This is a genomic window from Flagellimonas sp. B-3 (assembly GCF_056857835.1).
In genome coordinates this window covers 967,808-993,879 of sequence record NZ_JBSXNW010000024.1, presented here as the reverse complement: position 1 = coordinate 993,879, position 26,072 = coordinate 967,808, and the positions used below count along the sequence as shown (strand labels likewise).

Annotated in this window: 22 protein-coding genes; 13 read left to right on the top strand and 9 right to left on the bottom strand. The window is 42.3% G+C overall.

Annotated features, from left to right (window positions below; genetic code table 11):
* Positions 1-101 precede the first annotated feature (101 nt).
* From AC13CS_RS17015 to AC13CS_RS16995, 5 genes are all read left to right on the top strand, one after another.
* A complete protein-coding gene (locus AC13CS_RS17015) occupies positions 102-2,474 on the top strand; it encodes an autotransporter outer membrane beta-barrel domain-containing protein (RefSeq protein ID WP_482888961.1) in 2,373 nt (790 codons plus the stop codon).
* Positions 2,475-2,571: 97 nt separating this feature from the next.
* Positions 2,572-5,391 carry a TonB-dependent receptor gene (locus AC13CS_RS17010; protein ID WP_482888960.1) on the top strand — a complete coding sequence of 940 codons (2,820 nt, stop codon included), beginning with the start codon at positions 2,572-2,574 and terminating at the stop codon, positions 5,389-5,391.
* A 153-nt stretch (positions 5,392-5,544) separates the two neighbouring features.
* Positions 5,545-5,856, top strand: a complete 312-nt coding sequence (locus tag AC13CS_RS17005; protein WP_482888959.1) for a T9SS type A sorting domain-containing protein — start codon at positions 5,545-5,547, stop codon at positions 5,854-5,856.
* A gap of 147 nt (positions 5,857-6,003) precedes the next feature.
* Positions 6,004-6,327 carry a T9SS type A sorting domain-containing protein gene (locus tag AC13CS_RS17000; RefSeq protein WP_482888958.1) on the top strand — a complete coding sequence of 108 codons (324 nt, stop codon included), beginning with the start codon at positions 6,004-6,006 and terminating at the stop codon, positions 6,325-6,327.
* Positions 6,328-6,397: 70 nt separating this feature from the next.
* Positions 6,398-7,384 (top strand): LuxE/PaaK family acyltransferase, encoded by a 987-nt coding sequence (locus AC13CS_RS16995; protein ID WP_293165672.1) that lies wholly within the window; start codon positions 6,398-6,400, stop codon positions 7,382-7,384.
* A 1-nt stretch (position 7,385) separates the two neighbouring features.
* Here the strand turns inward: AC13CS_RS16995 and tyrS are convergent, their stop codons facing one another.
* On the bottom strand, positions 7,386-8,681 hold the full coding sequence (gene tyrS / locus AC13CS_RS16990) for a tyrosine--tRNA ligase (protein WP_482888957.1): 1,296 nt from the start codon (positions 8,679-8,681) through the stop codon (positions 7,386-7,388).
* Between the two features lie 85 nt (positions 8,682-8,766).
* Here tyrS and AC13CS_RS16985 point away from each other — a divergent pair, with 85 nt between their 5' ends.
* Positions 8,767-9,771 carry an NAD-dependent epimerase/dehydratase family protein gene (locus tag AC13CS_RS16985; RefSeq protein WP_482888956.1) on the top strand — a complete coding sequence of 335 codons (1,005 nt, stop codon included), beginning with the start codon at positions 8,767-8,769 and terminating at the stop codon, positions 9,769-9,771.
* Here AC13CS_RS16985 and AC13CS_RS16980 read toward each other — a convergent pair.
* The 3 genes from AC13CS_RS16980 to AC13CS_RS16970 are packed head-to-tail and all read right to left on the bottom strand — an operon-like array spanning position 9,755 to position 12,267.
* Positions 9,755-10,198 (bottom strand): DUF4296 domain-containing protein, encoded by a 444-nt coding sequence (locus AC13CS_RS16980; RefSeq protein WP_293165678.1) that lies wholly within the window; start codon positions 10,196-10,198, stop codon positions 9,755-9,757. The genes AC13CS_RS16985 and AC13CS_RS16980 overlap by 17 nt on opposite strands.
* Before the next feature lie 3 nt (positions 10,199-10,201).
* On the bottom strand, positions 10,202-11,536 hold the full coding sequence (locus AC13CS_RS16975; RefSeq protein ID WP_482888955.1) for a dihydroorotase: 1,335 nt from the start codon (positions 11,534-11,536) through the stop codon (positions 10,202-10,204).
* Positions 11,537-11,538: 2 nt separating this feature from the next.
* Entirely contained in the window at positions 11,539-12,267 is a 729-nt protein-coding gene (locus AC13CS_RS16970) for a polyprenol monophosphomannose synthase (protein ID WP_293165682.1), read from the bottom strand.
* 121 nt (positions 12,268-12,388) lie between these two features.
* Here AC13CS_RS16970 and AC13CS_RS16965 point away from each other — a divergent pair, with 121 nt between their 5' ends.
* From AC13CS_RS16965 to AC13CS_RS16955, 3 genes are read left to right on the top strand one after another with little or no spacing between them, the layout of a single operon-like run.
* Complete coding sequence (locus AC13CS_RS16965) at positions 12,389-14,044, top strand: glycosyltransferase family 39 protein (RefSeq protein WP_482888954.1); 1,656 nt, start codon at positions 12,389-12,391, stop codon at positions 14,042-14,044.
* Positions 14,044-14,700 carry a DUF4271 domain-containing protein gene (locus tag AC13CS_RS16960; RefSeq protein WP_482888953.1) on the top strand — a complete coding sequence of 219 codons (657 nt, stop codon included), beginning with the start codon at positions 14,044-14,046 and terminating at the stop codon, positions 14,698-14,700. The genes AC13CS_RS16965 and AC13CS_RS16960 overlap by 1 nt, the downstream gene beginning before the upstream one ends.
* A gap of 6 nt (positions 14,701-14,706) precedes the next feature.
* The gene (locus tag AC13CS_RS16955) at positions 14,707-15,450 is read left to right on the top strand and encodes a uroporphyrinogen-III synthase (RefSeq protein ID WP_014032326.1); all 744 of its coding nucleotides are present in this window, start codon (positions 14,707-14,709) and stop codon (positions 15,448-15,450) included.
* 68 nt (positions 15,451-15,518) lie between these two features.
* Here AC13CS_RS16955 and pckA read toward each other — a convergent pair whose 3' ends face one another.
* A complete protein-coding gene (pckA, locus tag AC13CS_RS16950) occupies positions 15,519-17,135 on the bottom strand; it encodes a phosphoenolpyruvate carboxykinase (ATP) (RefSeq protein ID WP_293165690.1) in 1,617 nt (538 codons plus the stop codon).
* A gap of 63 nt (positions 17,136-17,198) precedes the next feature.
* Positions 17,199-17,591, bottom strand: a complete 393-nt coding sequence (locus AC13CS_RS16945) for a DUF423 domain-containing protein (protein ID WP_482888952.1) — start codon at positions 17,589-17,591, stop codon at positions 17,199-17,201.
* Between the two features lie 79 nt (positions 17,592-17,670).
* Between AC13CS_RS16945 and AC13CS_RS16940 the strand changes: the two genes are divergently transcribed.
* The 4 genes from AC13CS_RS16940 to AC13CS_RS16925 all read left to right on the top strand — a co-directional run bounded on the left by AC13CS_RS16940 (position 17,671) and on the right by AC13CS_RS16925 (position 20,552).
* A complete protein-coding gene (locus tag AC13CS_RS16940) occupies positions 17,671-19,044 on the top strand; it encodes a saccharopine dehydrogenase family protein (RefSeq protein ID WP_482888951.1) in 1,374 nt (457 codons plus the stop codon).
* Positions 19,045-19,092: 48 nt separating this feature from the next.
* Positions 19,093-19,563, top strand: coding sequence for an Lrp/AsnC ligand binding domain-containing protein (locus AC13CS_RS16935; protein ID WP_163624923.1), 471 nt, complete (start codon positions 19,093-19,095; stop codon positions 19,561-19,563).
* A gap of 39 nt (positions 19,564-19,602) precedes the next feature.
* Positions 19,603-19,923 (top strand): hypothetical protein, encoded by a 321-nt coding sequence (locus AC13CS_RS16930; protein WP_163624924.1) that lies wholly within the window; start codon positions 19,603-19,605, stop codon positions 19,921-19,923.
* 110 nt (positions 19,924-20,033) lie between these two features.
* Positions 20,034-20,552, top strand: a complete 519-nt coding sequence (locus tag AC13CS_RS16925) for a ferritin (RefSeq protein ID WP_293165697.1) — start codon at positions 20,034-20,036, stop codon at positions 20,550-20,552.
* Between the two features lie 77 nt (positions 20,553-20,629).
* On the opposite strand, the gene AC13CS_RS16920 is transcribed toward AC13CS_RS16925, so the two are convergent.
* From AC13CS_RS16920 to AC13CS_RS16910, 3 genes are all read right to left on the bottom strand, one after another.
* Complete coding sequence (locus AC13CS_RS16920; RefSeq protein ID WP_326277485.1) at positions 20,630-21,331, bottom strand: zinc metallopeptidase; 702 nt, start codon at positions 21,329-21,331, stop codon at positions 20,630-20,632.
* A 96-nt stretch (positions 21,332-21,427) separates the two neighbouring features.
* Positions 21,428-22,528, bottom strand: a complete 1,101-nt coding sequence (gene ald, locus AC13CS_RS16915; RefSeq protein ID WP_482888950.1) for an alanine dehydrogenase — start codon at positions 22,526-22,528, stop codon at positions 21,428-21,430.
* 339 nt (positions 22,529-22,867) lie between these two features.
* A complete protein-coding gene (locus AC13CS_RS16910) occupies positions 22,868-26,059 on the bottom strand; it encodes a leucine--tRNA ligase (RefSeq protein ID WP_482888949.1) in 3,192 nt (1,063 codons plus the stop codon).
* Between the last annotated feature and the right edge of the window lie 13 nt (positions 26,060-26,072).

The window sequence follows — 26,072 nt, the reverse complement described above, 5'->3', positions numbered from 1 at the left end:
CTTAACACACAACTAACACGGCTTTTACAACCCCAGCCTTTCTTTGCATCGTTCAACATAAGGATCACATCTTACTTATTAAAATGACAAAACAAAGAATTATGAAAAAATTTATTTCCCCTTTATTAGCGATTGCCATGCTTTTTATAGGAGCGTGCAGTAGCGATGATAATGGACCAGTCGATCCAGGTGATGATGGTCCAAATCCACCGTCCGGTGAGGAGATAACCAAAACAGGTGTTCTTACTGAGGACGAAACTTGGACAGCCGAAAACGTATACATATTGGACGGCAAAGTAGTGGTGGACGACGGTGTCACCCTTACCATTGAGGCAGGTACCATCGTAAAAGGTGAACAAGGACAGGAAACACTCGCCTCTGCACTAGTTGTTGACCAAGGCGGTACATTGATGGCCGAAGGTACACCTACAAACCCAATCATCTTTACATCCGTACTTGATGGCATAGAGCCGGGACAGACCACGGGAACGCTTACCACTGCCGATACAGGCCTTTGGGGCGGCGTGATAGTTCTGGGCAAAGCACCTATCTCTGTAAACGGGGATGTGGAAACCGCCCAAATTGAGGGAATACCAGCCGATGAATCCTACGGACAGTACGGCGGTACAGACCCGGCCGACAATTCTGGTTCTCTAAAGTACATTTCCATCCGCCACGGTGGAATTACCATCGGACAGGACAACGAGATCAACGGATTGACACTTGGTGGTGTCGGTTCAGGTACAACTGTGGACCACATTGAGGTTGTTGCCAACCAAGATGACGGAATCGAATGGTTCGGTGGAACCGTGAACGTGACCAACGCATTGGTTTGGAGCCAAGGCGACGATGGTTTCGATGCAGACCAGGCTTGGTCGGGAACGCTATCCAATGGTGTAGTTGTAATGTCCTCAGAATCCGGTTCAGGTCTTGAACTTGATGGACCAGAGGGTAGCGTTGCAACCGAAGACGGCTTTACGATGGAGGACATAACACTTATTGGTGCAGGTACCTCCAGTATGTACGCCGACCTTAGGGACGGGCTTATCGTCAACCTAAATAATATTTTCGCTTACGATTTTGGAGCCGAAGCCACTGTGAACATCAACGGTGAAGATTCTGCAACAGAACTTACCAACGACCGTATAACTTTCTCTAACTGGGAAATTGTATTGCCCGAAGGTCTAGTTATGACCGATATTTTCGCTGGAGACTATACTGAAGGTGATGAAAGCAAATTCTTAGATAATGCAACAGCGGTAGGATCAGGAAGCGTAGGTGCCAATATTGATGCATTTTCTTGGACATTGGCCGCTTCCGAAAGCGCCATTCCCGCAGAACCTCTAGGGACTACTATCACAAAATCCGGTATCCTTACTGCTGATGAAACATGGACAGCAGAAAACATATACATCTTGGATGGAAAAGTAGTTGTGGACGATGGCGTAACCTTGACCATTGAGCCAGGTACCATCATCAAAGGTGCCGAAGGACAGGAAACACTCGCCTCTGCACTAGTTGTTGACCAAGGCGGTACATTGATGGCCGAAGGTACAGCAGATAGCCCCATTATCTTTACCTCAGTACTTGATGGTATCGAGCAGGGACAGACCACGGGAACGCTTACAACTTCCGATACAGGCCTTTGGGGCGGTGTGATAGTTCTGGGCAAAGCACCTATCTCTGTAAACGGGGATGTGGAAACCGCCCAAATTGAGGGAATACCGGCCGATGAATCCTACGGACAGTACGGTGGTACAGACCCGGCAGACAATTCTGGTTCTCTAAAGTACATTTCCATCCGCCACGGTGGAATTACCATCGGACAGGACAACGAAATCAACGGATTGACACTTGGTGGTGTCGGTTCAGGTACAACTGTGGACCATATTGAGGTTGTTGCCAACCAAGATGATGGTGTAGAATGGTTCGGTGGAACCGTGAACGTAACAAACGCATTGGTATGGTCCCAAGGGGATGACGGTTTTGATGCCGACCAAGCTTGGACAGGTTCTTTGACCAACGGTATGGTAATCATGTCTGCGGAATCAGGCACTGGTCTTGAACTTGATGGACCTGAGGGAAGTGCAGCAACAGAAGGAGGTTACACCTTGGAGAACATCACCCTTATCGGTGCTGGAACATCCAGCTTTTACGCTGACCTTAGAGATGGACTTATCGCCAACCTGAACAATGTTTTGGCGTACGGATTTGGTACCGATGCCACAGTAAACATTAGCGGTGCGGATTCTGCAACCGAACTTACAAACGACCGTATTACTTTTTCCAATTGGGAGATAGTTTTGCCAGAAGGTGTTGTTTTGACCGATATCATTGCTGGTGACCTAGCTCCTGCCGATGCAATAAAATTCACTGATAATGCAACATCAATAGCAGTGCCCGGAGATGCTTCCATTGGTGCGGATATATCCGTATTTACTTGGACTTTTGCATCCTCCGAAGAGGCGTTGTAAACCTTAGTTAAATACCAAATAAAATAATGTCCAAAGGTTCTTTTTTAAGGCCTTTGGACAATTTTTGTTAAATAAAAATGCTACTTAAATCATAGAAATGCTAAAAAATATTCTTTTGGCGACCACCTTGTTTCTTGCACAATGGTGTTTTGCTCAAACTGGGACCATTAGTGGAAAAATAATGGATGGAGAGTTTAACGATGTTCTGCCATTTGCCAATGTACTGATAAAAGGAACCACCAATGGAGCTACTTCAGATTTTGAAGGGGCCTATGCTTTGGACGTAGAGCCAGGAACCTATACCGTTACTTTCTCTTACCTTGGCTATACCACACAAGAAATAACAAATGTTGTTGTAGAAGCCAACAAAACAGTAGAGGTAAATGCAACGTTAGAGCCTGCAGCTTCCCAATTGGACGAAGTGGTCCTGACCACCACAGTAAGACAGAATACCGAAGCTTCCGTGTTGAATCTTCAAAAAAACTCGGTCACCCTTATGGATGGTTTATCTCTAGAATCAATAAAATCAACCGGGGCCAGCAATATTGCTTCCGCTATTAAACGAGTTCCGGGGGTTTCTGTACAAGAAGGCAAATACGTATATGTTAGAGGTTTGGGGGATCGGTACACCAAATCCATTTTGAACGGCATGGATATCCCTGGGCTCGACCCGGACAAGAACACCGTACAAATGGACATTTTCCCGACCAATATTTTGGAAAACGTAATTGTTTTGAAATCCGCAGCGGCCGAATTGCCCGCAGACTTTACCGGTGGTGTGGTGAACATTGTCACCAAGGATTTTCCAACACAAAAACAAATGTCCTTTTCTGCATCCGTTGGTTATAACCCAAGTATGCATTTTCAGGACAACTACTTGAGCTATGAAGGTGGTGGCACGGACTTCTTAGGTTTTGATGATGGCACAAGGGAATTGCCCATTTCACCAAACACTGATGTTCCCAGCCCTTCAGATTCACAAAACAATAGTGCTTTGGAAGGTATTACACGTTCTTTCAATCCAATTCTGGCAACCGAAGAACAGACCTCAAAGCCAGATTTTAGTTTAGGTTTCAGTTATGGCAATCAATTTAATGTTGGTGAAAACAGATTGGGTTTCATCGCTTCTTTGGATTATAAGAACACCACCTCTTTCTATGATGGTTTTGAAAATGGAATCTACCAAAAAAACCCCGAAAGCGATATCTACGAACTGCGTTTTGACAGAAGACAGCGTGGTGACCTTGGAACCAACAATGTTTTGGCATCTGGGCTAGCAGGACTTTCTTACAAAACTGGAAAATCCAAGTATAGGTTAAACTTGTTGCACATCCAAAATGGAGAATCCAGGGCAGCCCTTTTTGATCAAAGAACGGAAATATCCAATGCCATTGATGTGGTAAAGGACAATTTGGAGTACTCCGAACGTTCTGTGAGCAATTTGTTGTTATCCGGAAAACATACCTCTGAAGATGCTTCTTTTACTTCGGAATGGAGTCTTTCCCCGACATTCACCAGTGTTCAGGACAAGGATGTGAGACTGACCACTTTCATCATCAATCCAGATGGCTTTACCATTAGTTCCGATGCTGGTTTCCCTGCTCGCTTATGGCGCGACCTCGAAGAAGTAAATGCCGTAGGTAAAATCGATTTTTCCAAAAGCTACGAACTTTTCGGCAACAAGTCGATGTTAAAGTTCGGAGGGCTTTATAGCTACAAACAAAGGGATTATAGCATATATAACTACAATGTTGCGTTTTTTAACTTTGGCACGGCAAGTTTAAACGGAGACCCAAATGCGATTCTTGCCGATGAGAACATTTGGACAACGGAAAACAATTCCGGATCCTATATTAGAGGTAACTTTCAACCCGCCAACACCTTCGATTCCGAACAAAACACAATGGCATTCTATGCATCCAACGAGTTTAAGTTCGCCGATAAGTTTAGGGCCATATTGGGATTAAGAGCAGAACAATTCACCACTTATTTTACCGGACAGAACAATACAGGAACCGAGGTTTACGACAATGAAAAAACCATAGACGTACTGGATTTCTTCCCTTCTGCCAACTTAATTTACGAGTTCAAAGAAAATACCAACTTTAGGCTTTCTTATTCAAGAACAACAGCTCGCCCAAGTTTCAAGGAACTATCCATTGTACAAATTCCAGACTTGTTAACGGGAATTCTATTTTTAGGAAACCTTGATCTTCGGCCTACATATATAAATAATTTTGATTTCAGGTTTGAAATATTTGGCGAAAAAGCCCAGATGCTGGCCTTGAGCAGTTTTTATAAAAAGTTTGATGATCCGATAGAAATTATTGCCTTTGATATTACTGCGCCCAACCAGTTTACCCCAAGGAACTCCCCCTCGGCAACGGTTATCGGCGTAGAGTTGGAAGCCAGAAAAAACTTCGGGTTTATTGCAGAAGACCTGGAAGATTTGAGTGTAAACCTTAACCTGTCCATAATTGATTCAAAAATTGATATGGCACGAGGTGAAAATCAGGAATACGAATCCCGTCAAATCTTTGCAAGGGATGGAGAAACCATTGAAGATAGTAGACAGCTTCAAGGCCAATCCCCCTATCTGATCAATGCAGGCTTAAACTACGACAACAGAGCAATGGGCTTGGAAACGGGAATCTTTTACAACGTACAAGGAAAAACCTTGGAAGTGGTCGGGTTTGGTGTAAACCCAGATGTGTTCACACAACCGTTCCACAGTTTAAACTTCAATTTCTCAAAAACCATCGGAAAAGAACAACGTTCCAAAATCAGTATCAAGGCCAACAACATTCTCAACGATGATAGGGTGAGTTTATATGAGTCTTTCGGCGCTGCAAAACAAAACTTCTCTTTCAGAGAGCCGGGAATGTCCTTTTCACTAGGTTATAGCTTAAACTTTTAAGATTTAACACCTGTTTCACAATGGAAGCCCCCGACACTATCGGGGGCTTTTTTTTGCATTTCATCGAAAAGTAACCCCCTATTCGTCAAATGGTTCCACTTTGGCATTGCAATTTTTATATATTTGTGGCATAGCCTTTGCAACCATTAACGTATGAAGCACTTTTACTTCGTCATTTTATTATTTGTCTGTACACTTGGCTTTTCTCAGGAAAGCGCCAAATCGAGTGCGGATATTGACGGGTTTAAGTTATACCCTAATCCTGTTACCCAAGGAAAAGTTTATATTGAAACGACCCAAAATTCACCTAAAAAAATCCTTGTTTTTGATGTTTTGGGAACAAAAGTGCTTGAAACCACCATTATAGGAAGGGAACTCAACCTTTCCGAATTAGACAAAGGGGTGTACATTCTTAGGGTTTTTGAACAAAACAAAGTAGCTACTAGAAAGCTCATTGTGAAGTAGTTCAGCTCAATTTAATCGCTTTATAGCACCTCTCAACCACAGTTTTCAACGCTTTACAACCAGTTTTAGTACTTTCACAACATAAAATGGTCAGCATTGCCCTGTTTACCTACTTTTAATCTGCGCATATACCCCAAATCAGCATACATGAAGAAAATCTACTTTGTTTTACTTATGGCTTTACCTTTATTTACTTTCGGTCAAGACCTGGTTACAGTTAACAGTGAGCCCGTACAAGAGCTCAAGGGTTTTAAAATGTACCCCAACCCTGCTTATGGGAGTGAAGTTTACATTACAACGGAAACCAACGGAACCAAGGATGTTAAGGTTTACGATGTTTTCGGCGAAGTTGTTCTCACCAAAAGAATCAGCACCAACACTTTGGACATATCCAGATTGGTACCAGGTGTTTATGTGCTTCAAGTAACGGAACTTAAAAAAACAATGACCCGAAAACTGGTCGTTAAATAATATAACACAAGATATTTTGAAGCCCTTTTTTGCGAAGGGCTTTTTTATTTTTGGGTACTTTTGCCCATGAATGAAGCAGATTGACACCCATCGGATTTTTAATATCAACAATGCGGACGAATTTGAAAAAGTCGCATTGGATATTTTCAAGTTTCAATACGAAAACAATAAGGTGTACAGGGACTTTTGCATTCATTTAAAAAAATCTCCCAAAAATGTTTCAAGCTCATCGGAAATACCTTTTCTACCTATTTCCTTCTTTAAGACACATAGGATCGTTTCAACTCAAAAAGAACCGCAAACCATTTTTACCAGTAGCGGAACTACCCAAAGCACCACAAGCAAGCATTTGGTGCCAGACATCAAACTGTACGAAGAAAGTTTCCTTGAGGCATTTGAACTATTCTACGGTAAACCCGAAAAGTTTTGTATTCTGGCGCTTTTACCCTCTTATCTGGAAAGAGAAGGTTCCTCTTTGATCTATATGATCAACAGTCTCGTTGAAAAATCGGAACACCCCAGTAGTGGGTTTTATCTTCATAATTTGGAAGAACTCCATCAAAAACTACAGGAATTGGAGCAAAAAGGCACCAAAACCTTATTGATCGGTGTTTCGTTCGCCCTCTTGGATTTGGCTGAACAATTTCCCACAACATTAAAAAATACCATTGTTATGGAAACCGGGGGCATGAAAGGACGTCGCAAAGAGCTTATCCGTGAAGAACTGCACTACATCTTGAAAAAGGGATTGGGTGTTGATAAAATCCATTCCGAATATGGCATGACAGAATTGTTGTCCCAAGGATATTCCAAAGGAAACGGTATATTTCAAACCCCACCTTGGATGAAAATCATAACACGTGACACCGAAGATCCTTTGACTATTCAGCCCAACGGAAAAACAGGGGGCATCAACGTTATTGATTTGGCCAACATCTATTCCTGTTCCTTTATTGCTACGCAAGATTTAGGCAAAACACGTCCCAACGGAACTTTTGAGGTATTGGGCCGTTTTGACAATTCAGATATTAGAGGTTGTAATCTAATGGTGCTGTAAACTACTCCACTACCAGAACAAAGTAATTCTTCTTGCCCCGCTGAAGCAGCACAAATTTATCATTGATCAAGTCTGAAGCCTTAATCAAATAATCCTCTTTTACCTTTTCCTTGTTCACAGAAATGGAATTTTGCTTCAATTCCCTTCTGGCCTCGCCATTGGAACCCAAAAAACCTGTTTTAGCTGCCAAGGCCCCGATCATGTCCAAACCAGATTCAAGTTCATCTTTACCAACCGTTGCTTGGGGAACGCCTTCAAAAACATCCAAAAATGTCTTTTCGTCAAGTTGTTTTAAATCATCCGAAGTGGATTTTCCAAAAAGGATGTTACTAGCTTTAATGGCATTGTCCAAATCCTCTTGGGAATGCACCATCACGGTAACTTCTTCCGCCAATCTCTTTTGCAATGCCCTCATGTGAGGTGCTTCTTTATGTTCAGCTACCAGACCCTCAATCTCCTGCTGAGTCAAAAACGTGAAAATTTTGATGTATTTTTCGGCATCCTCATCGGAAGTGTTCAACCAATATTGGTAAAACTTGTAGGGAGATGTTCTTTCAGCATCCAACCAAACGTTTCCACCTTCGGTTTTTCCAAACTTGGTTCCATCTGCTTTGGTAATCAACGGACAAGTAAGGGCAAAACCTTTCCCTCCGCCGATTCTTCGGATAAGTTCCGTACCCGTGGTAATGTTCCCCCATTGGTCGCTACCGCCCATTTGCAACGTACAATCATGGTTTTGGTAGAGGTACAGAAAATCATAGCCCTGAACCAACTGATAGGTAAACTCGGTAAAGGACATTCCTTCCTTGGCGTCCGAAGAAAGACGTTTTTTCACGGAATCCTTCGCCATCATATAGTTTACGGTAATGTGCTTACCAACATCACGGATGAACTCCAAGAATGAAAAGTTCTTCATCCAATCGTAATTATTGACGAGTACCGCCGCATTGTCCTCCCCACTTTCAAAATCCAAAAAACGACTCAATTGCTCTTTTAAAGCCTCTTGATTATGACGAAGTGTTTTTTCGTCCAAAAGATTCCGTTCGGCCGACTTGCCAGATGGATCGCCGATCATCCCCGTCGCGCCGCCCACAAGAGCATAAGGTTTGTGTCCTGCCAACTGAAAGTGCTTGAGCATCATAACCCCCACTAAATGGCCAATATGAAGAGAGTCCGCCGTAGGATCTATTCCCACATAAGCGGCACGCATTTCTTCCATAAGGTGTTCTTCGGCTCCTGGCATAACATCGTGTACCATTCCCCTCCATTGCAGTTCTTGAACAAAATTCTTCGTCATGATCAGTTTTTTGGAATAGCTGCAAATATAAAATGAAGTTGGCATTTCGCTCAATTTTTCCACTACAAATAGGTACTTTTACCTTATGATTTTGGTTACAGGAGGCACTGGACTGATCGGTTCCCATTTACTTTTCCATTTAATCAGCAATGGGAACACCGTCAGAACTAATTATAGGACCGAAGCGTCCAAGAAAAAAGTCCACAAGGTTTTTGGGTACTATTCGGACAATCCATCCATTTTGATTGAACAAATTGATTGGGTACAGGCCGATATTACCGATGTAGGCGGATTGGATTCCCTTTTTGAAGGTGTTGAGCAAGTGTACCATTGTGCCGCTCTAATCTCTTTTGATCCAAAAGATTACAAGATTTTGGAACGTACCAATGTGGAAGGCACGGCCAATGTAGTGAACCTTTCCTTAAAACACGGTATTGAAAAACTATGTTATGTAAGTTCCATTGCAGCCGTTGGCCCCAGCACCAAACAAAAAGAAGCAACTGAGGAAAATGAATGGAACGAGGCCAAAGCCAATGTCTACGGCATCACAAAATACAATGCAGAACTTGAGGTTTGGCGCGGGTCTCAGGAAGGACTTTCCGTTGCAATCGTGAATCCAGGAGTAGTTATCGGGCCCGGCTATTGGAAATCGGGCAGTGGAACTTTTTTTACCTATGCATCCAAGGGGAAGAAGTATTTTATTCCTGGCGGAACTGGTTTTGTCACTATAAACGACGTCATCAATGCGATGACCAAATTGATGGATTCCAACATCCGAACGGAACGCTTTATTCTGGTGAACCAAAATATGACCTACAAAGAATTGTTCCAAAAAATTGCACCTGAACTAGGTGTAGCTCCACCGACCAAAGAGGTCTCCAAATTTATGCTCGAATGTTTTTGGCGATGGGATTGGGTACGCAGCAATGTGTTCGGTAAAAGAAGAAAACTCTCCAAGTCTGTGGCCAAAGGACTGTACCGTGAAAAAATATTCAGTAACCAAAAAATAAAATCCGAATTGGATTTTACATTTGAGGACATGGACAAGGCCATTACTTTTTGCTGTGATAGGTTTAAGGAACAGGCGTAGGCTTCTTCACTTCCCCCTTTTCTTTAAGTGCTTTCAAGGAATCGCTTCGTCGTTGGTTCGCCTTGCGGACACTATCGTTTCTTCGTTTCCCGATAGCTTCCAAGGTGTCTTTTTGACGCTTTATCCGTGTTTCCACCTCTTGGTAGATGGTTTGGTATTCCAAAGGAAGTGATGCATAATACAGGTCGCTTTGGGAAAACTGGGTGCTATCTATACCATATTTTTTATAAAGAAATTCCATGATATCGACACCAGAATCTTCAAACTTTCTTGCGGCCCCGGATTTAGCAGCATTCAAAATGGCCAAATCATGAAGAATCTCGGTCATTTTTTCTTTTGGTATCAGGTTTTCCGGTTCCTCCACCACCCGCTCCGCGCAGGAAAGCAACAACATCATACCAAAAAACAATGTGACGATATATTTCATGCCTTAACGATTAAACGTAAGCCTCTTTGCATTCTTTTCCGAACTGAATGTACCATTTTCATAGGCCAATAAACCATTCACAAAGGTTCGTCTTACTTCCGAATCAAAAGTAACACCTTCAAAGGGAGACCACCCACATTTATAGAAAATATTGGCTTTTTTAACCTCATTTTTAGAATCCTGCTTCACTTGTACCAAATCAGCATAATAGCCTTCGCGAATAAATCCGCGACGGTCAATATCAAACAACTTTGAAGGGTTGTGGCACATTTTTTCCACTATTTTTTCCAAACTTATTACACCTTCTTTTTCTTTTTGGAGCATGGCCAATAGTGCGTGCTGCACTAAAGGCCCCCCAGAAGGTGCACTGGTGTACGGATTGTCTTTTTCTTCGAGCGTATGCGGTGCATGGTCGGTGGCAACTACATCTATACGGTCGTCCAACAGGGCTTCCCAAAGTTTATCCCTGTCATTTTTGGTCTTTACTGCGGGGTTCCATTTGATCAAAGTTCCTTTTTTAGCGTAATCCTCATCAGAAAACCAAAGGTGGTGGATACATACCTCAGCGGTAATCTTTTTTTCTTCCAAAGGAATTTTATTGGTGAAAAGGTCAGTTTCAATACCCGTTGACACATGGAACACATGCAATCTTGCCCCAGTTTTTTTGGCGAGAGCAATGGCTTTTGATGAAGATAGGTAGCAAGCCTCTGCACTTCGGATGATGGGGTGCATCTCTATAGGGATATTGTCACCATACATTTCTTTGTACTTGGCCATATTGGCCCTAATGGTCCCCTCATCCTCGCAATGGGCAGAAATTACCATTTCGGTATTCCTGAAAATCTGTTCCAAAACTTTCTCGTCGTCCACCAGCATATTTCCTGTGGAAGAGCCCAAGAACAATTTAACCCCAGAGCAAGCATTTTTGTCCAATCGTTTCAGTTCTTTCAAATTATCATTGGTTCCTCCAAAAAGGAAAGAATAGTTTGCTGAAGAATCCTTGGCGGCAATGGCAAATTTTTCCTCTAGCTTTTCAATGGTCGTAGTTTGTGGATTGGTATTGGGCTGCTCCATAAAAGTGGTGACACCTCCGGCTATTGCGGCTCTACTTTCGGTAGCAATGGTTCCCTTGTGGGTAAGGCCCGGTTCCCTAAAATGTACCTGATCGTCAATAATGCCCGGTAACAAAAGATCCCCTTTCAAATCAATTACCTTGGCATGGGCATCGGAAATATCAGCATCTATTCGAGCAATAAAGTCGCCTTCCAACAGCACATCGGATTCAAAAATGCTGTTCTCATTGACAACTTTGGCATTCTTCAACAGTATTTTTGACATAACTAAAAGCTCTTTTTAAAAAATATACTTCTAAACTTCATGGCTATCACTCCAAAAATGGCTTCCCTAATAATGGCAGAGTTCATTTTTGATTTTCCATTTACCCTATCGGTAAAAATAATCGAAACTTCCTCTATCTTGAATTTCTTGAGATAGGCCCTGTATTTCATTTCAATCTGAAACGCATAACCAATAAAGCGTACCTTATCCAAATTAATAGTTTCCAACACCTTTCTTTTGTAGCAGACAAACCCAGCCGTAGGGTCGTGCACCTTCATTCCCGTAATCAGCTTTACATAAAACGAGGCTCCGTAAGAAAGTAAAATCCTTGCCAAGGGCCAGTTCACTACATTGACCCCTTTTTTGTAGCGTGATCCAACGGCCACATCTGCGCCATTAAGACAAGCTCGGTGCAAACGGGAGAGATCGGCAGGTCGGTGCGAAAAATCTGCATCCATCTCAAAAATGTATTCATACCCATTTTTTAAGGCCCATTTAAACCCGTGGATGTATGCCGTACCCAAGCCCGATTTTTCCTTTCGAACCTCCAAAAAGAGTCGTTCCGGAAAATCTTTTTGCAGGGTTTTTACACAATCCGAGGTACCATCGGGAGAGTTATCATCTACTACCAGCACATGAAAATCCTTTTTTAGGTCGAAAACCGTTTTAACAATGGCCTCGATGTTTTCAATTTCATTGAATGTGGGTATAATGACCAAGCCGTCTGCCATTCGCACAAGATTAGAATGTCAAAAATACGGTTTTCTAGCTTGCCCACACAAGTTACTATTGCCAAGCCGATTTGGCACTAACCCAATATTTGTAACTTTGCGCTTTAAAAATCTCGTTTTGATGACTCAAAAGTTTCCCAGGTTTTTTTTTATTCTCTTAGCGATTCTTTTTGCACTTAACCTTTTACAAGCATCCTTCACCGAGCTTATTTACGATGAGGCCTACTATTGGTACTACGCACAAAACATGGCCTGGGGGTATTTTGACCATCCGTCCATGGTTGCCTTTTTGATCAAGGTCAGCAGCTTGTTTTTTGATGGTGAGCTAGGGGTAAGGTTTATGAGCTGTGTGCTATCCGCAGGGACATACATGTTGCTTTGGTTATTGATCGATAATCCGAAGAAGAAGGATTATGTAATCCATTTTTTTCTTTTGGTGTTCTCCTTCACCTTAATGAACGCCTATGGTTTTTTGACCCTTCCGGATACATCACTTTTATTTTTCACAGCCCTGTTTTTATGGTTATACAAACGCTTCTTAAGGGATGAAGGTATAACGACCGCTGTGTATTTGGGATTGGTAATGGCCGCTCTTATGTACAGCAAGTACCATGCGGTGTTGGTTATTTTGTTCGTGTTTTTGTCCAACTACAAACTTATTTTTAACAAAAAAGCATGGTTGGCGGTGGTTTTGGCCTTGGTTTGCTACATTCCGCATTTTGTATGGCTCTATCAAAACGACTTTGTTTCGATAACCTTTCACTTGTACGAACGCCCCAACCAAGCCTACCAATTCGATGAGTTTACCCTGGGCTACTTTTTGAACATCATTGTAATTATTGGCCTTTTGTTTTATTGGATTTACGGGTCACTTTTCAAATTCAAGATAACGGACAAGTTTTCCAAAGCTTTGGTTTACCTGGTTTATGGGGTATTGATCTTCTTTTTCATCTCCAGTTTTAACAGACGGGTTCAGGCGCAATGGACTATTGTAATCTCAATTCCGCTTGCGGTAATAGCTTTTAATCATCTTTTGGAGAATGCAAAAAGCCGAAAATGGATGTACCGAATCGGCTTGGTGAGCTTAGTACTTTTACTATATGCAAGGGCATGGATGGTATATTACCCCTTGTTTCCCATGTATTTTGAAACCCATGGCAATAAGGAATGGGTAAACGAGCTTAAAACAAAGTCCGGTGGGGTACCCATCCTTTTTGAAAACTCCTATAGACGATCCTCGATGTATAGTTTTTACTCGGGTATTCCTGCCACATCATTGAACACTTATATGTATCGAAAAAACCAATATTCCATTGATGATTCCGAAGAACAAATGCGAGGCAAAAAGGTCATGTTTGTTTCCAAATACAGGAAAAGTGGGGATATTTCCTATGTGCATTTGGATAGCACAGTTTTTCATGGAATCTACATCAATGATTTTCAATCGTACCGAAAATTGGAATGTATTGTGGAAAAACCGGAAACCGGCATCAAATATTCCCTGAAAGTTTACAATCCATACCCGTTTGATGTACCCTTGGAGCAATTAAAATACACGATTTCGTATTCCAACAAACACAAACAGGTTAAACAGATGCGCTCCTTAAAGGTTAAGAACACCTCGCCCCAGCAAGCATTGTTAAAACCCAAGGATACGGTTTTTTATTCGTTTGAACTACCATTGAGCACTATGGAAAATCCATCGTACTTTAGAATAGGAATTGCAGAAAACGGCCTTCCTCCCGGTCTTAACGGAAAACCCATTAAAATAGAATAATGGAACCCATTGAAAAAACAATCACCTCATTGGATTGGATGACCATAACATTGTTTGTGGGTCTGGTTGTTTTGGCCCTTGGCAAATATTTATTCCATAAAAAGTTTCTGAACTTTATCATTCTCCCATTTAATGATAAGTATATCCTGCTTCACAACAAAAAAGGACAATTTTCGCATTGGTTCCATCTCCTTCTTACCTTGTTTCAACTTATCAACCTCTCTTTATTCATTCTTCTTGTTCTTAATGCTTTTGACCTGATACCCTATAAAAAAACAGTCCTTGTCTATTTAATAATCTTAGGTTTTTTGGCGTTGTTCGAATTGGTGAAATTCTCCCTTCAAATGTTCGTAGGGCTTGTTTTTAATAATTTAAACCTTGTTGGCAGCCTTATTTTCAGTAAAATATCTTACCTCAATTACAGCAGTATAATAATTTCCATTGCCAACATTTTACTGATATACATCGCAGCAAACTCAAAAACAATAATATACGTGGCTTTAACGCTGATTATTCTAATAAATGGCATTGGCATGGTAAAGCTGTTGAAGAACCATCAAAAAGCACTGTTCCCGTATTTTATGCATTTTATTTTGTACCTTTGCGCACTCGAAATTGCGCCCTTGGTGTTAATTGGAAGCTATTTAAAAGGTTGAAAACTTATGAAAGTAAAAACAATTTTGGTTTCCCAACCAGAACCCAAAGTCGAAAACTCCCCCTATTCGCGATTAATTGAAAAGGAGAAGGTTAAAGTAGATTTTAGACCTTTCATACACGTTGAAGGCGTAGAGGCCAAAAATGTGAGACAGCAGAAAATCGACTTGAACAACTTTACGGCGATTATCCTGACCAGCAGAAACTCCGTGGATCACTTTTTCAGGATTGCCGACGAAATGCGCTTCAAAGTTCCGGATTCCATGAAATATTTTTGTCAGTCAGAGGCAGTAGCCTACTATTTGCAAAAATATGTGGTGTACAGAAAAAGAAAAATTTATGTTGGGAAGAGAACTTTTAACGAGTTGACTCCCTTGATCAAGAAATACAAGGACGAAAAGTTCCTGTTACCATCTTCCGATTCGCTAAAACCAAGTGTTCCTGAGCTATTGGACGAGGTTGGCGTGAATTGGACTCGTGGCATCTTCTACAAAACGGTAATAAGCGACCTTTCGGATCTAAGGAATGTGTACTATGACATTTTGGTTTTCTTTAGCCCTTCAGGTATTGAATCCTTGATGAAGAACTTCCCGGATTTTGAACAAAACGATACTAGGATTGCCGTTTTTGGCAACAGTACAGTTAAAGCAGCTACAACGGCTGGGCTACGAATAGATATTCAGGCACCGACGCCCGAAACCCCATCCATGACCATGGCTTTACAGAAATACATTACCAGCGTTAATAAATAAAAACGAACTGGTTTAAAATAAAAAACGCCCCCGGACAAAGCTGGGGGCGTTTTTATTTTTGAACTGATTTAGAAAGCGTACCGTTGCGGCCCTCCCCTTCGGATTTCCTCACTGGCGTACTCCTCAAACTTTTTAAAGTTCTCCCTAAAGGCATTGGTCAGCTTAAAGGCCGTTCTGTAATAGGCCTCGTCATCGTTCCAGGTGGCCCTTGGGCTCAGTACCTTGGTGGGCACCCCGGGGCATTCCCTCGGTTGTGCCACCCCGAACACCGAATGGATATGGTATTTCTCATAATTGTACAGTCCAAGTTCACCACTGAGTGCAGCACTGATCATGGCCCGTGTGTATTTCAGCTTCATCCTAGTGCCTACTCCATAAGGCCCCCCAGTCCATCCGGTGTTCACCAACCAAACGTCCACCCCTGATTCCTTCATTTTCTTGCTCAACATCTCGGCATACTTAGCTGGGTGCAAAGGCATGAACGGCGCCCCGAAACAGGCCGAGAACGATGGCTGTGGTTCCACCACACCAGCTTCCGTGCCGGCCACCTTGGCCGTATAGCCCGAGATAAAGTGGTAGGCCGCCTGCGATGGCGTCAACTTGGAGATGGGAGGCAGCACGCCAAAAGCGTCCGCGGTAAGGAAGAAAATATTCTTTACATTTTTCCCTATGGATGGTTGCTGTATGTTCTCGATATGATGGATGGGGTAGCTCACCCTGGTGTTCTGGGTAATGGAGGTGTCCGAAAAGTCTACGATTCCGTTGTCGTCCATCACCACATTTTCCAAGATAGCGCCCTTTTTGATGGCCCCGTAGATCTCCGGTTCCTTGTCCTTGGAAAGGTCGATTACCTTGGCATAGCAGCCCCCTTCAAAATTGAACACGGTATTGTCGGGCGTCCAGCCGTGCTCGTCGTCGCCGATCAACTTTCGGTTCGGGTCGGTGGACAGGGTGGTCTTTCCCGTTCCCGATAGGCCGAAGAAAATGGCGGTATCGCCCGATTCCCCCACATTGGCGGAACAGTGCATGGGCAAGGTGTTCTTATATACAGGAAGAATAAAGTTCAATGCCGAGAATATTCCTTTTTTGATTTCCCCGGTATAGCCCGTTCCCCCGATCAGGGCGATTTTCCTGCCAAAGTTGAGGATGGCGAAGTTGTGCTGGCGGGTGCCATCGACCTTGGGATCCGCCATAAAGCCTGGCGCGTTCACCACGGTCCATTCCGGGTCAAAGCCCTCCAGTTCCTCTTCCGTGGGGCGCAAAAACATATTGTGGGCGAACATGTTGGACCAAGGATATTCGTTGATCACACGGATGTTCAATTTGTAGTCCGGGTCTGCACAGGCGTAGGAGTCCCTGACATAGAGCTCCTTGTCGTTGAGATAAGCAATGACCTTATCATAAAGTGCATCAAACTTATCACTCTCGAAAGGGATGTTGATCTTCCCCCACCAGACCTTCTCCGAAGTAATCTCGTCCTTAACAATAAAACGGTCCATGGGCGACCTGCCAGTGAACTCACCAGTGTTCACGGCCAAGGCCCCGGATGAGGCCTCCTTGCCCATCCCCTTTTCAATGGTAATGTGGTGGAGTTCCTCAGGGGAAAGTTGATAGTTTACATTATCATGATTAATTCCGTATGACTTTAACGAAATCGTTTTCGTGGCTGAAGCAGAATCCTTCATAGTTTAGCTTTTATGTTGGTACAAAACTAGAAAATATTAACTTTTTGTCCTTTTAATTCTTGCTTAATCGAGTACTTTTTGGGTTAAAATGTTATATCCTAAGTAAAACCACCCAGAAATCATCAAAACACCTCCGATTGGTGTTAAAAATCCGATAATTTTAAAATCAAAAGCGGTTAAGCTGTTCAATGCCAATAAGTAAATAGAAAAAGAGAAGAGAATCACCCCCAAGAGCACAAGAATAAAAACAATTTTTTTTGACTTTAAGGCCAATCCGCTCCATATTCCTAAAAAGAGAAGAAAAAGAGCATGATACATTTGATATGTAACACCAATTTCAAAAGTGTCAACAGCTTCGGCATCGACCAATTTCTCCAATCCATGGGCTCCAAAAGCCCCTAAAACAATGGCCAACAGTCCCATGATTGTACCAACCAACAAAATTGTTCTGTTCATAACTTTAACTCGCTATTTTTTTATAAATATAACATTTTAATACCTTAGTGTCCAGTTAAATCAAAAGTAAACAAAACACATGGTCCGTACTATTTTAGTTGTTGGAGCAGGTAAATCAACCTCATACCTTCTAGATTATTTCCTTAAAAAATCAAACGAAGAAAAGATTCATCTCAAGATTGGAGACCTTCATCCAGAAAATATCCCAGATAAATTCGCCAAACACCCAAATTGTACCGTTTTTTCTTTGGATATATTTAACGAAGAGGATAGAAAAAAAGCTGTTGCCGAGGCATCCATTGTTGTATCAATGCTCCCAGCTCGAATGCACATAAATGTTGCCCATGATTGTATTGAATTTGAAAAACATTTTATTACCGCTTCTTATGTAAGTGATGAACTAAGGGCTTTGGACGAAGAGGCGAAGAAGAAAGGCCTTGTATTTATGAACGAGATCGGCCTGGATCCCGGAATTGACCACATGAGTGCCATGGAAGTTATTGACCGAATTCGTGATGCCGGTGGTAAAATGCTGCTATTTGAATCTTTTGCCGGAGGTTTGGTAGCTCCGGAAAGCGACACCAATCTTTGGAACTATAAATTTACCTGGAACCCAAGAAATGTAGTGCTTGCAGGCCAAGGTGGCGTCGCGAAATTTATACAGGAAGGCACGTACAAGTACATCCCATATCAAAAGCTATTTAGAAGAACCGAGTTTATGGATATTAAAGGATATGGCACCTTTGAGGCTTATGCCAACCGGGATTCTTTAAAGTATCGCAAAGCTTATGGGCTAGAGAATGCTTTGACCCTGTTTCGGGGAACCATGAGGCGAGTCGGTTTTTCCAAGGCGTGGCAAATGTTCGTGATTTTAGGCATGACGGACGACAGCTATACCATTGAAAATTCCGAAGGAATGTCGTACCGAGAATTCGTCAACCTATTTTTGCCCTATTCGCCTACCGATTCGGTGGAACTAAAAATGCGGCACTACCTTAAAATTGACCAGGACGATATTATGTGGGGAAAATTATTGGAATTGGATATATTCAACGCTTCCAAGAAGATTCCCCTAAAAAATGCCACTCCGGCCCAAATGCTCCAATATATTTTAGAAGATACTTGGACGCTCAAGGAGGACGAAAAAGACATGATTGTGATGTACCACAAGTTTGGTTACGAATTGAACGGGAAAAAGAAGCAAATCGATGCCAATATGGTAGTAATCGGCGAAAACCGGACATACACGGCCATGTCCAAAACTGTAGGGCTTCCCGTAGGCATGGCCACTCTACAAATATTGAACGGCAAGATAAAAACCCCAGGGGTACAAATCCCGATCAACAAAGAAGTGTACAAGCCCATACTTTCCGAGCTTCATAAGCACGGAATCCAGTTTAAAGAATATGAAAAACCCTATTTAGGCTATAATCCGGATTCGGTAGCCAGTTAATTTTTGTTGGATTTTCAATACCTTTAACTTCAAATTAAAATCATTGTTGTGAAAAACAATAACAATTCAGTTAAAATTGACGGTATTGATAAAAAAATCCTAAGATACCTGATGGAGGATGCGCGTAAACCCATCCTCGAAATTGCCAGAAACATAGGAATCTCGGGGGCGGCCATCCACCAAAGGTTGCGCAAACTGGAAAGCTCCGGTCTTATAGCGGGCTCCAAGTTTGTTATCAATCCAAAGATACTGGGCTATTCCACCATGGCCTACATTGGAATTTATCTGGACAAAGCCATGGCAAACCCCAGGGCGGTTAGGCAATTGGAAGAAATTCCAGAAGTTTTGGAATGCCACTACACCACCGGAAATTGGTCTATCCTTATAAAAGTGCTCTGTAGGGACAACGAACACTTAATGCAGGTACTCAACAAAAAAATACAGCAAATAGAAGGTGTTTCACGTACCGAGACCTTTATTTCCCTGAACCAGCAAATTGATCGCCAAATACAGATCTGATATTTGTATTGAATCTAAATAAATATTACATTTGCCCCCATGAATGTAATATTCCAGTCTACATATTACACCTTGTATCAAGCTGCCAACGAACGCTGCTATTATATAGATTTCGGGCAGAAATTGGTCCGCATGTCTTTATGCCAACTACTTTCACTTCGCCATAAAGTGAACACTATTGCAATTGAGAACCATTTTGACAGCGATTTGAATGCCCACGGGTTTGAGGTTCTTATGCTATGCAACAAAGAGCATCTTTTTATCCTAAATACCTTGGAGGTACTGGACCTTAAAAACCTTGTGGATCATGGTTTTGTTGCTATAGGTCTTTCTGCAAAAACTGAAGTACTAAGCCAGTAACGCTATTATTTTTATCCAGTCTTAGTTCTCTTTTAAATAAAGAGTTAACTCTTTTAAAACAGATAAAATTCTGTAACTTTATAGAACAATTTACACTAGAAATTTACACCATGAAAGATATAGCAAGACAAAGTATGAGCATTAAAGTGGAATCCATGGATTTGCTCAACGGACAGATAAAAATGGAAGCCCACGCCTCGGCCACCTATTTGGCCATGGCCTCTTGGTGCGAACAGAACGGTTTTTTTACCAGCGCCAAGTTTTTCTTTAAACAGGCCGAAGAGGAACGGGAGCACATGATGAAGATTTTCAACTTTTTGGTAGATACCGGAGGTAACCCCATTTCACCTGAGGTAACCAATATTAATCATGATTATTCATCTATTACAGATGTTTTTGAATCTACCTTGGAACACGAGGTTAAAGTCACAAAATCAATTCATAACATTGTGAAGAAAGCCCGTGAAGCTGGTGATATTGCCACTGAGCGTTTCTTGGATTGGTTTGTAATGGAACAAATTGAAGAAGAGAACACCGTTAGGGATATCTTGGACATGATAGAAGTTACCGGCACCGAAGGTGTAGGGCTACAAATGATCGACAACCAAGTTGCCAATTGGATTGATTAAAGCGTCAATCAATATCATATACAAGAAAAGGGGCCAAAAAAAGGCCCCATTTTTATTGAATAGCTTTACAACTATCCTTAATCTCTTCCCCCGAACACCTGAACAGCCCAGTAAAGCAATGAGGCCAAAGCACCCAGCGCTGCCACCAAATAGGTTCTCGCCGCCCATTTCAGGGCATCTTCCGCACCTGAGTATTCTTCTTGACTTACCATATTCTTCTGCTTTAACCAAACCAATGCCCTTTTGCTGGCATCGTACTCCACGGGCAGGGTTATAAAACTGAACAAGGTCGCAAAGCCCATCATAATAAGTCCAGCTACGGCAATATAGAAGCCAATACCACCCGCGACACCCGTTGCCGCCATCAACATGATACCGCCAAACACCACCCAAGTGGACATTCCGGAGGTAACACTTACAACGGGAACCAATTTGGAGCGCATGGTCAACCACTCATAAGCCTGTGCATGTTGCACGGCATGCCCGCATTCGTGGGCAGCCACCGCAGCCGCAGAAGCGTTACGCTGATTGTATACGCCTTCACTGAGGTTTATCGTTTTGTTTTTTGGATTATAATGGTCCGTCAACATTCCGGGCGTGGAAATCACCTTTACATCTCTGATACCATGATCGTCCAACATTTTTTGGGCAATTTCAGCACCGCTCATGCCATTCCGTAAATGAACCTTGGAATATTTTTTGAACTTACTCTTTAATTTATTGCTCACCAGCCAGCTGACCAGGGCAATTCCACCGATCAATATATAATATGTCATCATAGCCTTATCTCTTTAATTGAATATAAATATACCATATTAAAGCAAAAACCCCGCCAAATAATGGCAGGGCTCTTTTACTGTCAAAATGTTAGTTTATTAAGCTAGTACTGGCTCCAGCTTAAAAGTTTCGGCAATTTCGTTGTAAACGATCTCCCCTTCAACAATATTCAATCCTTTTTCCAAGGATCTATCCAACTTGCAGGCACTTCGCCATCCCATATTGGCCAATTTTAGCACATAGGGCAGTGTTACATTCGTCAAGGCAACAGTAGAAGTATAAGGCACTGCCCCTGGCATATTGGCTACACAGTAATGAACCACGTCATCTATAATATAAATGGGGTCCTCATGGGTTGTTGGCTTGGTGGTTTCCACGCATCCGCCTTGATCCACCGCCACATCTACAATAACGGTTCCCGGATGCATGTCCTTGAGCATGTCCCTAGTGATCAAGTTAGGGGCTTTTGCTCCTTTTAAAAGGACACCGCCAATTATTAAATCGTTCGTTTTTATATGATTTCTAATATTGAACTCGTTCGAAAAACCGGTCACCACATGGCTCGGCATAATATCGTTCACATACCTGAGGCGTTTCATGTTTACATCCAGAATGGTTACTTGGGCCCCCAAACCTGCTGCCATTTTAGCAGCCTGAATACCAACAGTACCTGCTCCCAATACCAAAACACGGCCTGGGGACACGCCAGGAACGCCTCCCAAAAGCACCCCTTTCCCTTTCACGGGTTTTTCCAAATATTTAGCTCCTTGCTGAATGGCCATTCTGCCCGCCACTTCCGACATGGGAGTCAGCAAGGGCAAGGTCCCGTCTTCGTCCTCCACCGTTTCATACGCAATGCAAATGGCTTTGCTCTTGATCATGGCATTGGTCAAAGCTTCGCTCGATGCAAAGTGAAAATATGTGAAGACAATCTGTCCTTCTTGAATCAAATTATATTCTTCCGCAATGGGCTCTTTTACCTTTACGATCATATCGCTCATGGCATACACCTGACCGATAGTGTCCAAAATAGTGGCTCCTGCCTGTTGGTAATCCTGATTAAAAAAACCACTGCCCTCGCCTGCGCCCGATTGCACATATACGGTGTGGTTGTTCTTTGTCAATTCAAATACCCCGGCAGGCGTCATGCCGACCCGGCTCTCGTTGTTTTTGATTTCTTTAGGTATCCCAACAGTCATTTTGTTGTTTTTAATGGTTGATGGGCCAAAGTTGAGCAAAAAAATTAGAATAAAACACAAAAAATAGATAAAAAGTAGGGGGTGAGTGTAAAAATAATCGTTTTTAAAAGTTTATACCCTATTTTTTGTAGGGTATAAACAATATTTTAAATATTTTAATGAATAAAATTATGTTTTTGTAGGGGTATAAGCTTTAAAAATAAAAAAGCATGCCAATTGACATGCTTTTTAGGGGTATATCTGTAAAATTCGTACTTGTTTTATCTTAAAATAAGGATTTCGTAAATCTGATGAGATTCCGAAACAAGTTCGGAATGACGGAAAAAACAGATTTTGAAACTATCCTACGATATTCACAATCTTTCCAGGTACCACAATTACCTTTTTAGGCGTTCTTCCGTCTAACTGGGCCTGAGTTTTTTCGTGAGCCAAAACAGCAGCTTCGATTTCTTCCTTGCCCATATCCAACGGCAACTCCAATTTAAAGCGCATTTTACCATTAAAGGATATCGGATATTCCTTGCTGCTCTCCACCAAATATTTCTCCTCAAACTTGGGAAATGGTGCTTCGGCAATGGACTCTGAATGGCCCAAACGCTCCCAAAGCTCTTCGGCAATATGAGGTGCGTAAGGTGACACCAAAATGGCCAAGGGTTCCAAAATAGCTTTGCTGGTACATTTTTGGGATGTCAGTTCGTTGACACAGATCATAAAAGTGGAAACGGAAGTATTGAACGAGAAGTTCTCAATATCCTCCTCCACTTTTTTAATGGTTTTGTGCAACGTCTTCAAATTTTCTGCAGTGGGTTCCGCTTCGGTAACGCTTCGACTACGTTCAGCGTCCGAATCGATAAAGGGAGAATAGAGCTTCCATAATTTTTTAAGGAAGGAATGTACCCCCGTGATACCTGCCGTGTTCCAAGGTTTGGATTGCTCCAAGGGACCCAAGAACATTTCGTACAAACGCAGCGAATCTGCCCCGTACTCCTCACAAATGGCATCTGGATTGACGACATTGTATTTGGATTTGGACATTTTTTCAACTTCACGGCCTACAATGTATTTACCATCTTCTAGAATGAACTCTGCATCCTTATATTCTGGTTTCGTTTTTTTTAAACCTTCGATATCTAGCTCATCAGATGCATTGACCAAAGACACATCAACATGGATAGGCGTAAATTTTAAATCTTCTACAATTACTCCAACATTTTGAGAATTAACATCATTTATTACAGATTCAAACAATCCCATAAAATCAGTCAGCACCTTTTTCTTTTCATCATCTAAAATGTCAAAAATTCCTGTATCCTCAATTACGCTCGCCAATCCTTTTGTGAATTTATTACCCACAATAAATTCATTTTTATGTTGAGTGGATAGCTCAGAGTTTAATATAAAATTGCGTAAATCTTCAAAATTTTTGTGATAACTATTACTAATGTAAATAGCTTTAGAAAGTTTCGGTCGCTTAAAGTCTTTTTTAGGAGAAACTACCCAATGAAACTTTAAATCAACCCTATAAACAAAAGCACTCGTCCCCGTAATCATCCCTTGGTTGATTAACTTTTTGGCAAATTCGTCTTTGGGCACATAGCCCATATCAAACATAAACTTCTGCCAAAAACGGGAATACAACAGGTGCCCCGTAGCGTGTTCGCTACCTCCGATATACAAGTCCACATCTTGCCAATAGTTGATGGCTTCGGGAGAGAAAATAGCGTCATCATTACGTGGATCCATATACCTATTAAAGTATTGGGAACTTCCGGCCCAACCTGGCATGGTGTTCAGTTCTAAGGGGAAAACTGTTTGCTCCCCCTCTCGGTCTCCCCCAGAGGGTGAGAGGTTTTCATTACTTACCACTTTATTCCGTACCGTGTCCCAAGCCCATTCCGTAGCATTGCCCAATGGCGGTTCGCCTGTTTCAGTGGGGAGGTATTTTTCAACATCGGGCAGTTCCAAAGGTAAATGCTCCACATCGATCATTTGCGGCATACCATCCACATAATACACAGGGAACGGCTCACCCCAATACCGCTGACGGCTAAATACGGCGTCACGTAGTCGGTAATTCACTTTGCCTTCGCCGTGCCCGATTTTTTCCAACTCTACAATGATTTTCTTCATCGCCTTTTTATACGGCAATCCGTTTAGAAAATCAGAATTGGCAATGACGGTATTTTCCTTATCGGCAAACGCCTCTTCGGAAATATCTACCCCTTCAAAAATGTTGGGGATAGCTATATTGTAATGTTTCGCAAAATCATAATCACGTTGATCACCGCAGGGCACCGCCATAACTGCTCCCGTTCCGTAACTGACCAACACGTAGTCGCCAATCCAAATAGGAATGGGCTCTTTGGTGAACGGATGCTCTGCATAAGCTCCAGTAAACACTCCGGAAATGGTTTTTACATCGGCCATACGGTCACGTTCGGAACGTTTTGCCGTAGCTTCCACATAAGCATCCACCTCAGCTTTTTGTTCTGGCGTAGTGATTTTGGCCACCAACTCGTGCTCGGGTGCCAAGGTCATAAAACTAACTCCGAAAATGGTGTCAGGTCGGGTGGTGAAGACTTCTATAAAAAGTGATGAGTTTTGAGTGCTGAGTGATGAGTTTGCCCCCTCACTAACTCTTAACTTTTCACTCATAACTCTAAACTTAACTGACGCTCCCACAGAACGACCAATCCAGTTGGTTTGGGCATCTTTTAGCGGCTGTGGCCAATCAACTTTATCCAAACCGTCCAACAAACGCTGAGCATAAGCGGTGATGCGCATGCTCCATTGCGTCATTTTTTTACGGACAACGGGATGACCACCGCGTTCGGAGACTCCATTTACGATTTCATCATTGGCCAAAACGGTTCCCAAAGCAGGACACCAATTTACTTCGGTATCCGCCAAATAGGTCAATCTGTATTTTAAAAGGATTTCTTGCTTTTCCTTATCGGAATACCCATTCCAAGTTGCTGCATCAAAGCTTGGGGTATCATCATCACAAGTTGCTTCGACATTGGCATTTCCTTCTTTTTCAAAAATGGAAATCAAACTGGAAATGTTTTCCGCTTTGTCGGATTTCTTGTTGTACCATGCATTGAACAATTGGATGAAAATCCATTGCGTCCATTTATAATATTGTGGGTTGGAAGTGCGCACTTCGCGGCTCCAATCAAAAGAAAAACCAAGCTGATCTAATTGCTCACGGTATCTGTTGATGTTATTCTCAGTGGTAATGGCAGGATGCTGACCCGTTTGAATGGCGTACTGCTCCGCAGGCAATCCAAAGGAATCGTACCCCATTGGGTGCAATACATTGAATCCCTTATGTCTTTTGTAACGCGAATAGATGTCCGTGGCAATATACCCCAGCGGATGCCCCACGTGCAAACCTGCCCCAGATGGATAGGGAAACATGGACAACGCATAAAATTTGGGTTTATCGGAATCGTTGGACGCCTTAAAAGTTTCATTTTCTGCCCAATACTTCTGCCATTTGGCCTCAATTTCGCGGAAATCGTAATTCATTGTTAATCTTGTT

Excerpts from the sequence above, each read along its gene's own strand:
- AC13CS_RS17015 (WP_482888961.1), top strand. The coding sequence starts at position 102 with ATGAAAAAATTTATTTCCCCTTTATTAGCGATTGCCATGCTTTTTATA.
- AC13CS_RS17010 (WP_482888960.1), top strand. The coding sequence starts at position 2,572 with ATGCTAAAAAATATTCTTTTGGCGACCACCTTGTTTCTTGCACAATGG.
- AC13CS_RS17005 (WP_482888959.1), top strand. The coding sequence starts at position 5,545 with ATGAAGCACTTTTACTTCGTCATTTTATTATTTGTCTGTACACTTGGC.
- AC13CS_RS17000 (WP_482888958.1), top strand. The coding sequence starts at position 6,004 with ATGAAGAAAATCTACTTTGTTTTACTTATGGCTTTACCTTTATTTACT.
- AC13CS_RS16995 (WP_293165672.1), top strand. The coding sequence starts at position 6,398 with ATGAAGCAGATTGACACCCATCGGATTTTTAATATCAACAATGCGGAC.
- tyrS (WP_482888957.1), bottom strand. The coding sequence starts at position 8,681 with ATGACGAAGAATTTTGTTCAAGAACTGCAATGGAGGGGAATGGTACAC.
- AC13CS_RS16985 (WP_482888956.1), top strand. The coding sequence starts at position 8,767 with ATGATTTTGGTTACAGGAGGCACTGGACTGATCGGTTCCCATTTACTT.
- AC13CS_RS16980 (WP_293165678.1), bottom strand. The coding sequence starts at position 10,198 with ATGAAATATATCGTCACATTGTTTTTTGGTATGATGTTGTTGCTTTCC.
- AC13CS_RS16975 (WP_482888955.1), bottom strand. The coding sequence starts at position 11,536 with ATGTCAAAAATACTGTTGAAGAATGCCAAAGTTGTCAATGAGAACAGC.
- AC13CS_RS16970 (WP_293165682.1), bottom strand. The coding sequence starts at position 12,267 with ATGGCAGACGGCTTGGTCATTATACCCACATTCAATGAAATTGAAAAC.
- AC13CS_RS16965 (WP_482888954.1), top strand. The coding sequence starts at position 12,389 with ATGACTCAAAAGTTTCCCAGGTTTTTTTTTATTCTCTTAGCGATTCTT.
- AC13CS_RS16960 (WP_482888953.1), top strand. The coding sequence starts at position 14,044 with ATGGAACCCATTGAAAAAACAATCACCTCATTGGATTGGATGACCATA.
- AC13CS_RS16955 (WP_014032326.1), top strand. The coding sequence starts at position 14,707 with ATGAAAGTAAAAACAATTTTGGTTTCCCAACCAGAACCCAAAGTCGAA.
- pckA (WP_293165690.1), bottom strand. The coding sequence starts at position 17,135 with ATGAAGGATTCTGCTTCAGCCACGAAAACGATTTCGTTAAAGTCATAC.
- AC13CS_RS16945 (WP_482888952.1), bottom strand. The coding sequence starts at position 17,591 with ATGAACAGAACAATTTTGTTGGTTGGTACAATCATGGGACTGTTGGCC.
- AC13CS_RS16940 (WP_482888951.1), top strand. The coding sequence starts at position 17,671 with ATGGTCCGTACTATTTTAGTTGTTGGAGCAGGTAAATCAACCTCATAC.
- AC13CS_RS16930 (WP_163624924.1), top strand. The coding sequence starts at position 19,603 with ATGAATGTAATATTCCAGTCTACATATTACACCTTGTATCAAGCTGCC.
- AC13CS_RS16925 (WP_293165697.1), top strand. The coding sequence starts at position 20,034 with ATGAAAGATATAGCAAGACAAAGTATGAGCATTAAAGTGGAATCCATG.
- AC13CS_RS16920 (WP_326277485.1), bottom strand. The coding sequence starts at position 21,331 with ATGATGACATATTATATATTGATCGGTGGAATTGCCCTGGTCAGCTGG.
- ald (WP_482888950.1), bottom strand. The coding sequence starts at position 22,528 with ATGACTGTTGGGATACCTAAAGAAATCAAAAACAACGAGAGCCGGGTC.
- AC13CS_RS16910 (WP_482888949.1), bottom strand. The coding sequence starts at position 26,059 with ATGAATTACGATTTCCGCGAAATTGAGGCCAAATGGCAGAAGTATTGG.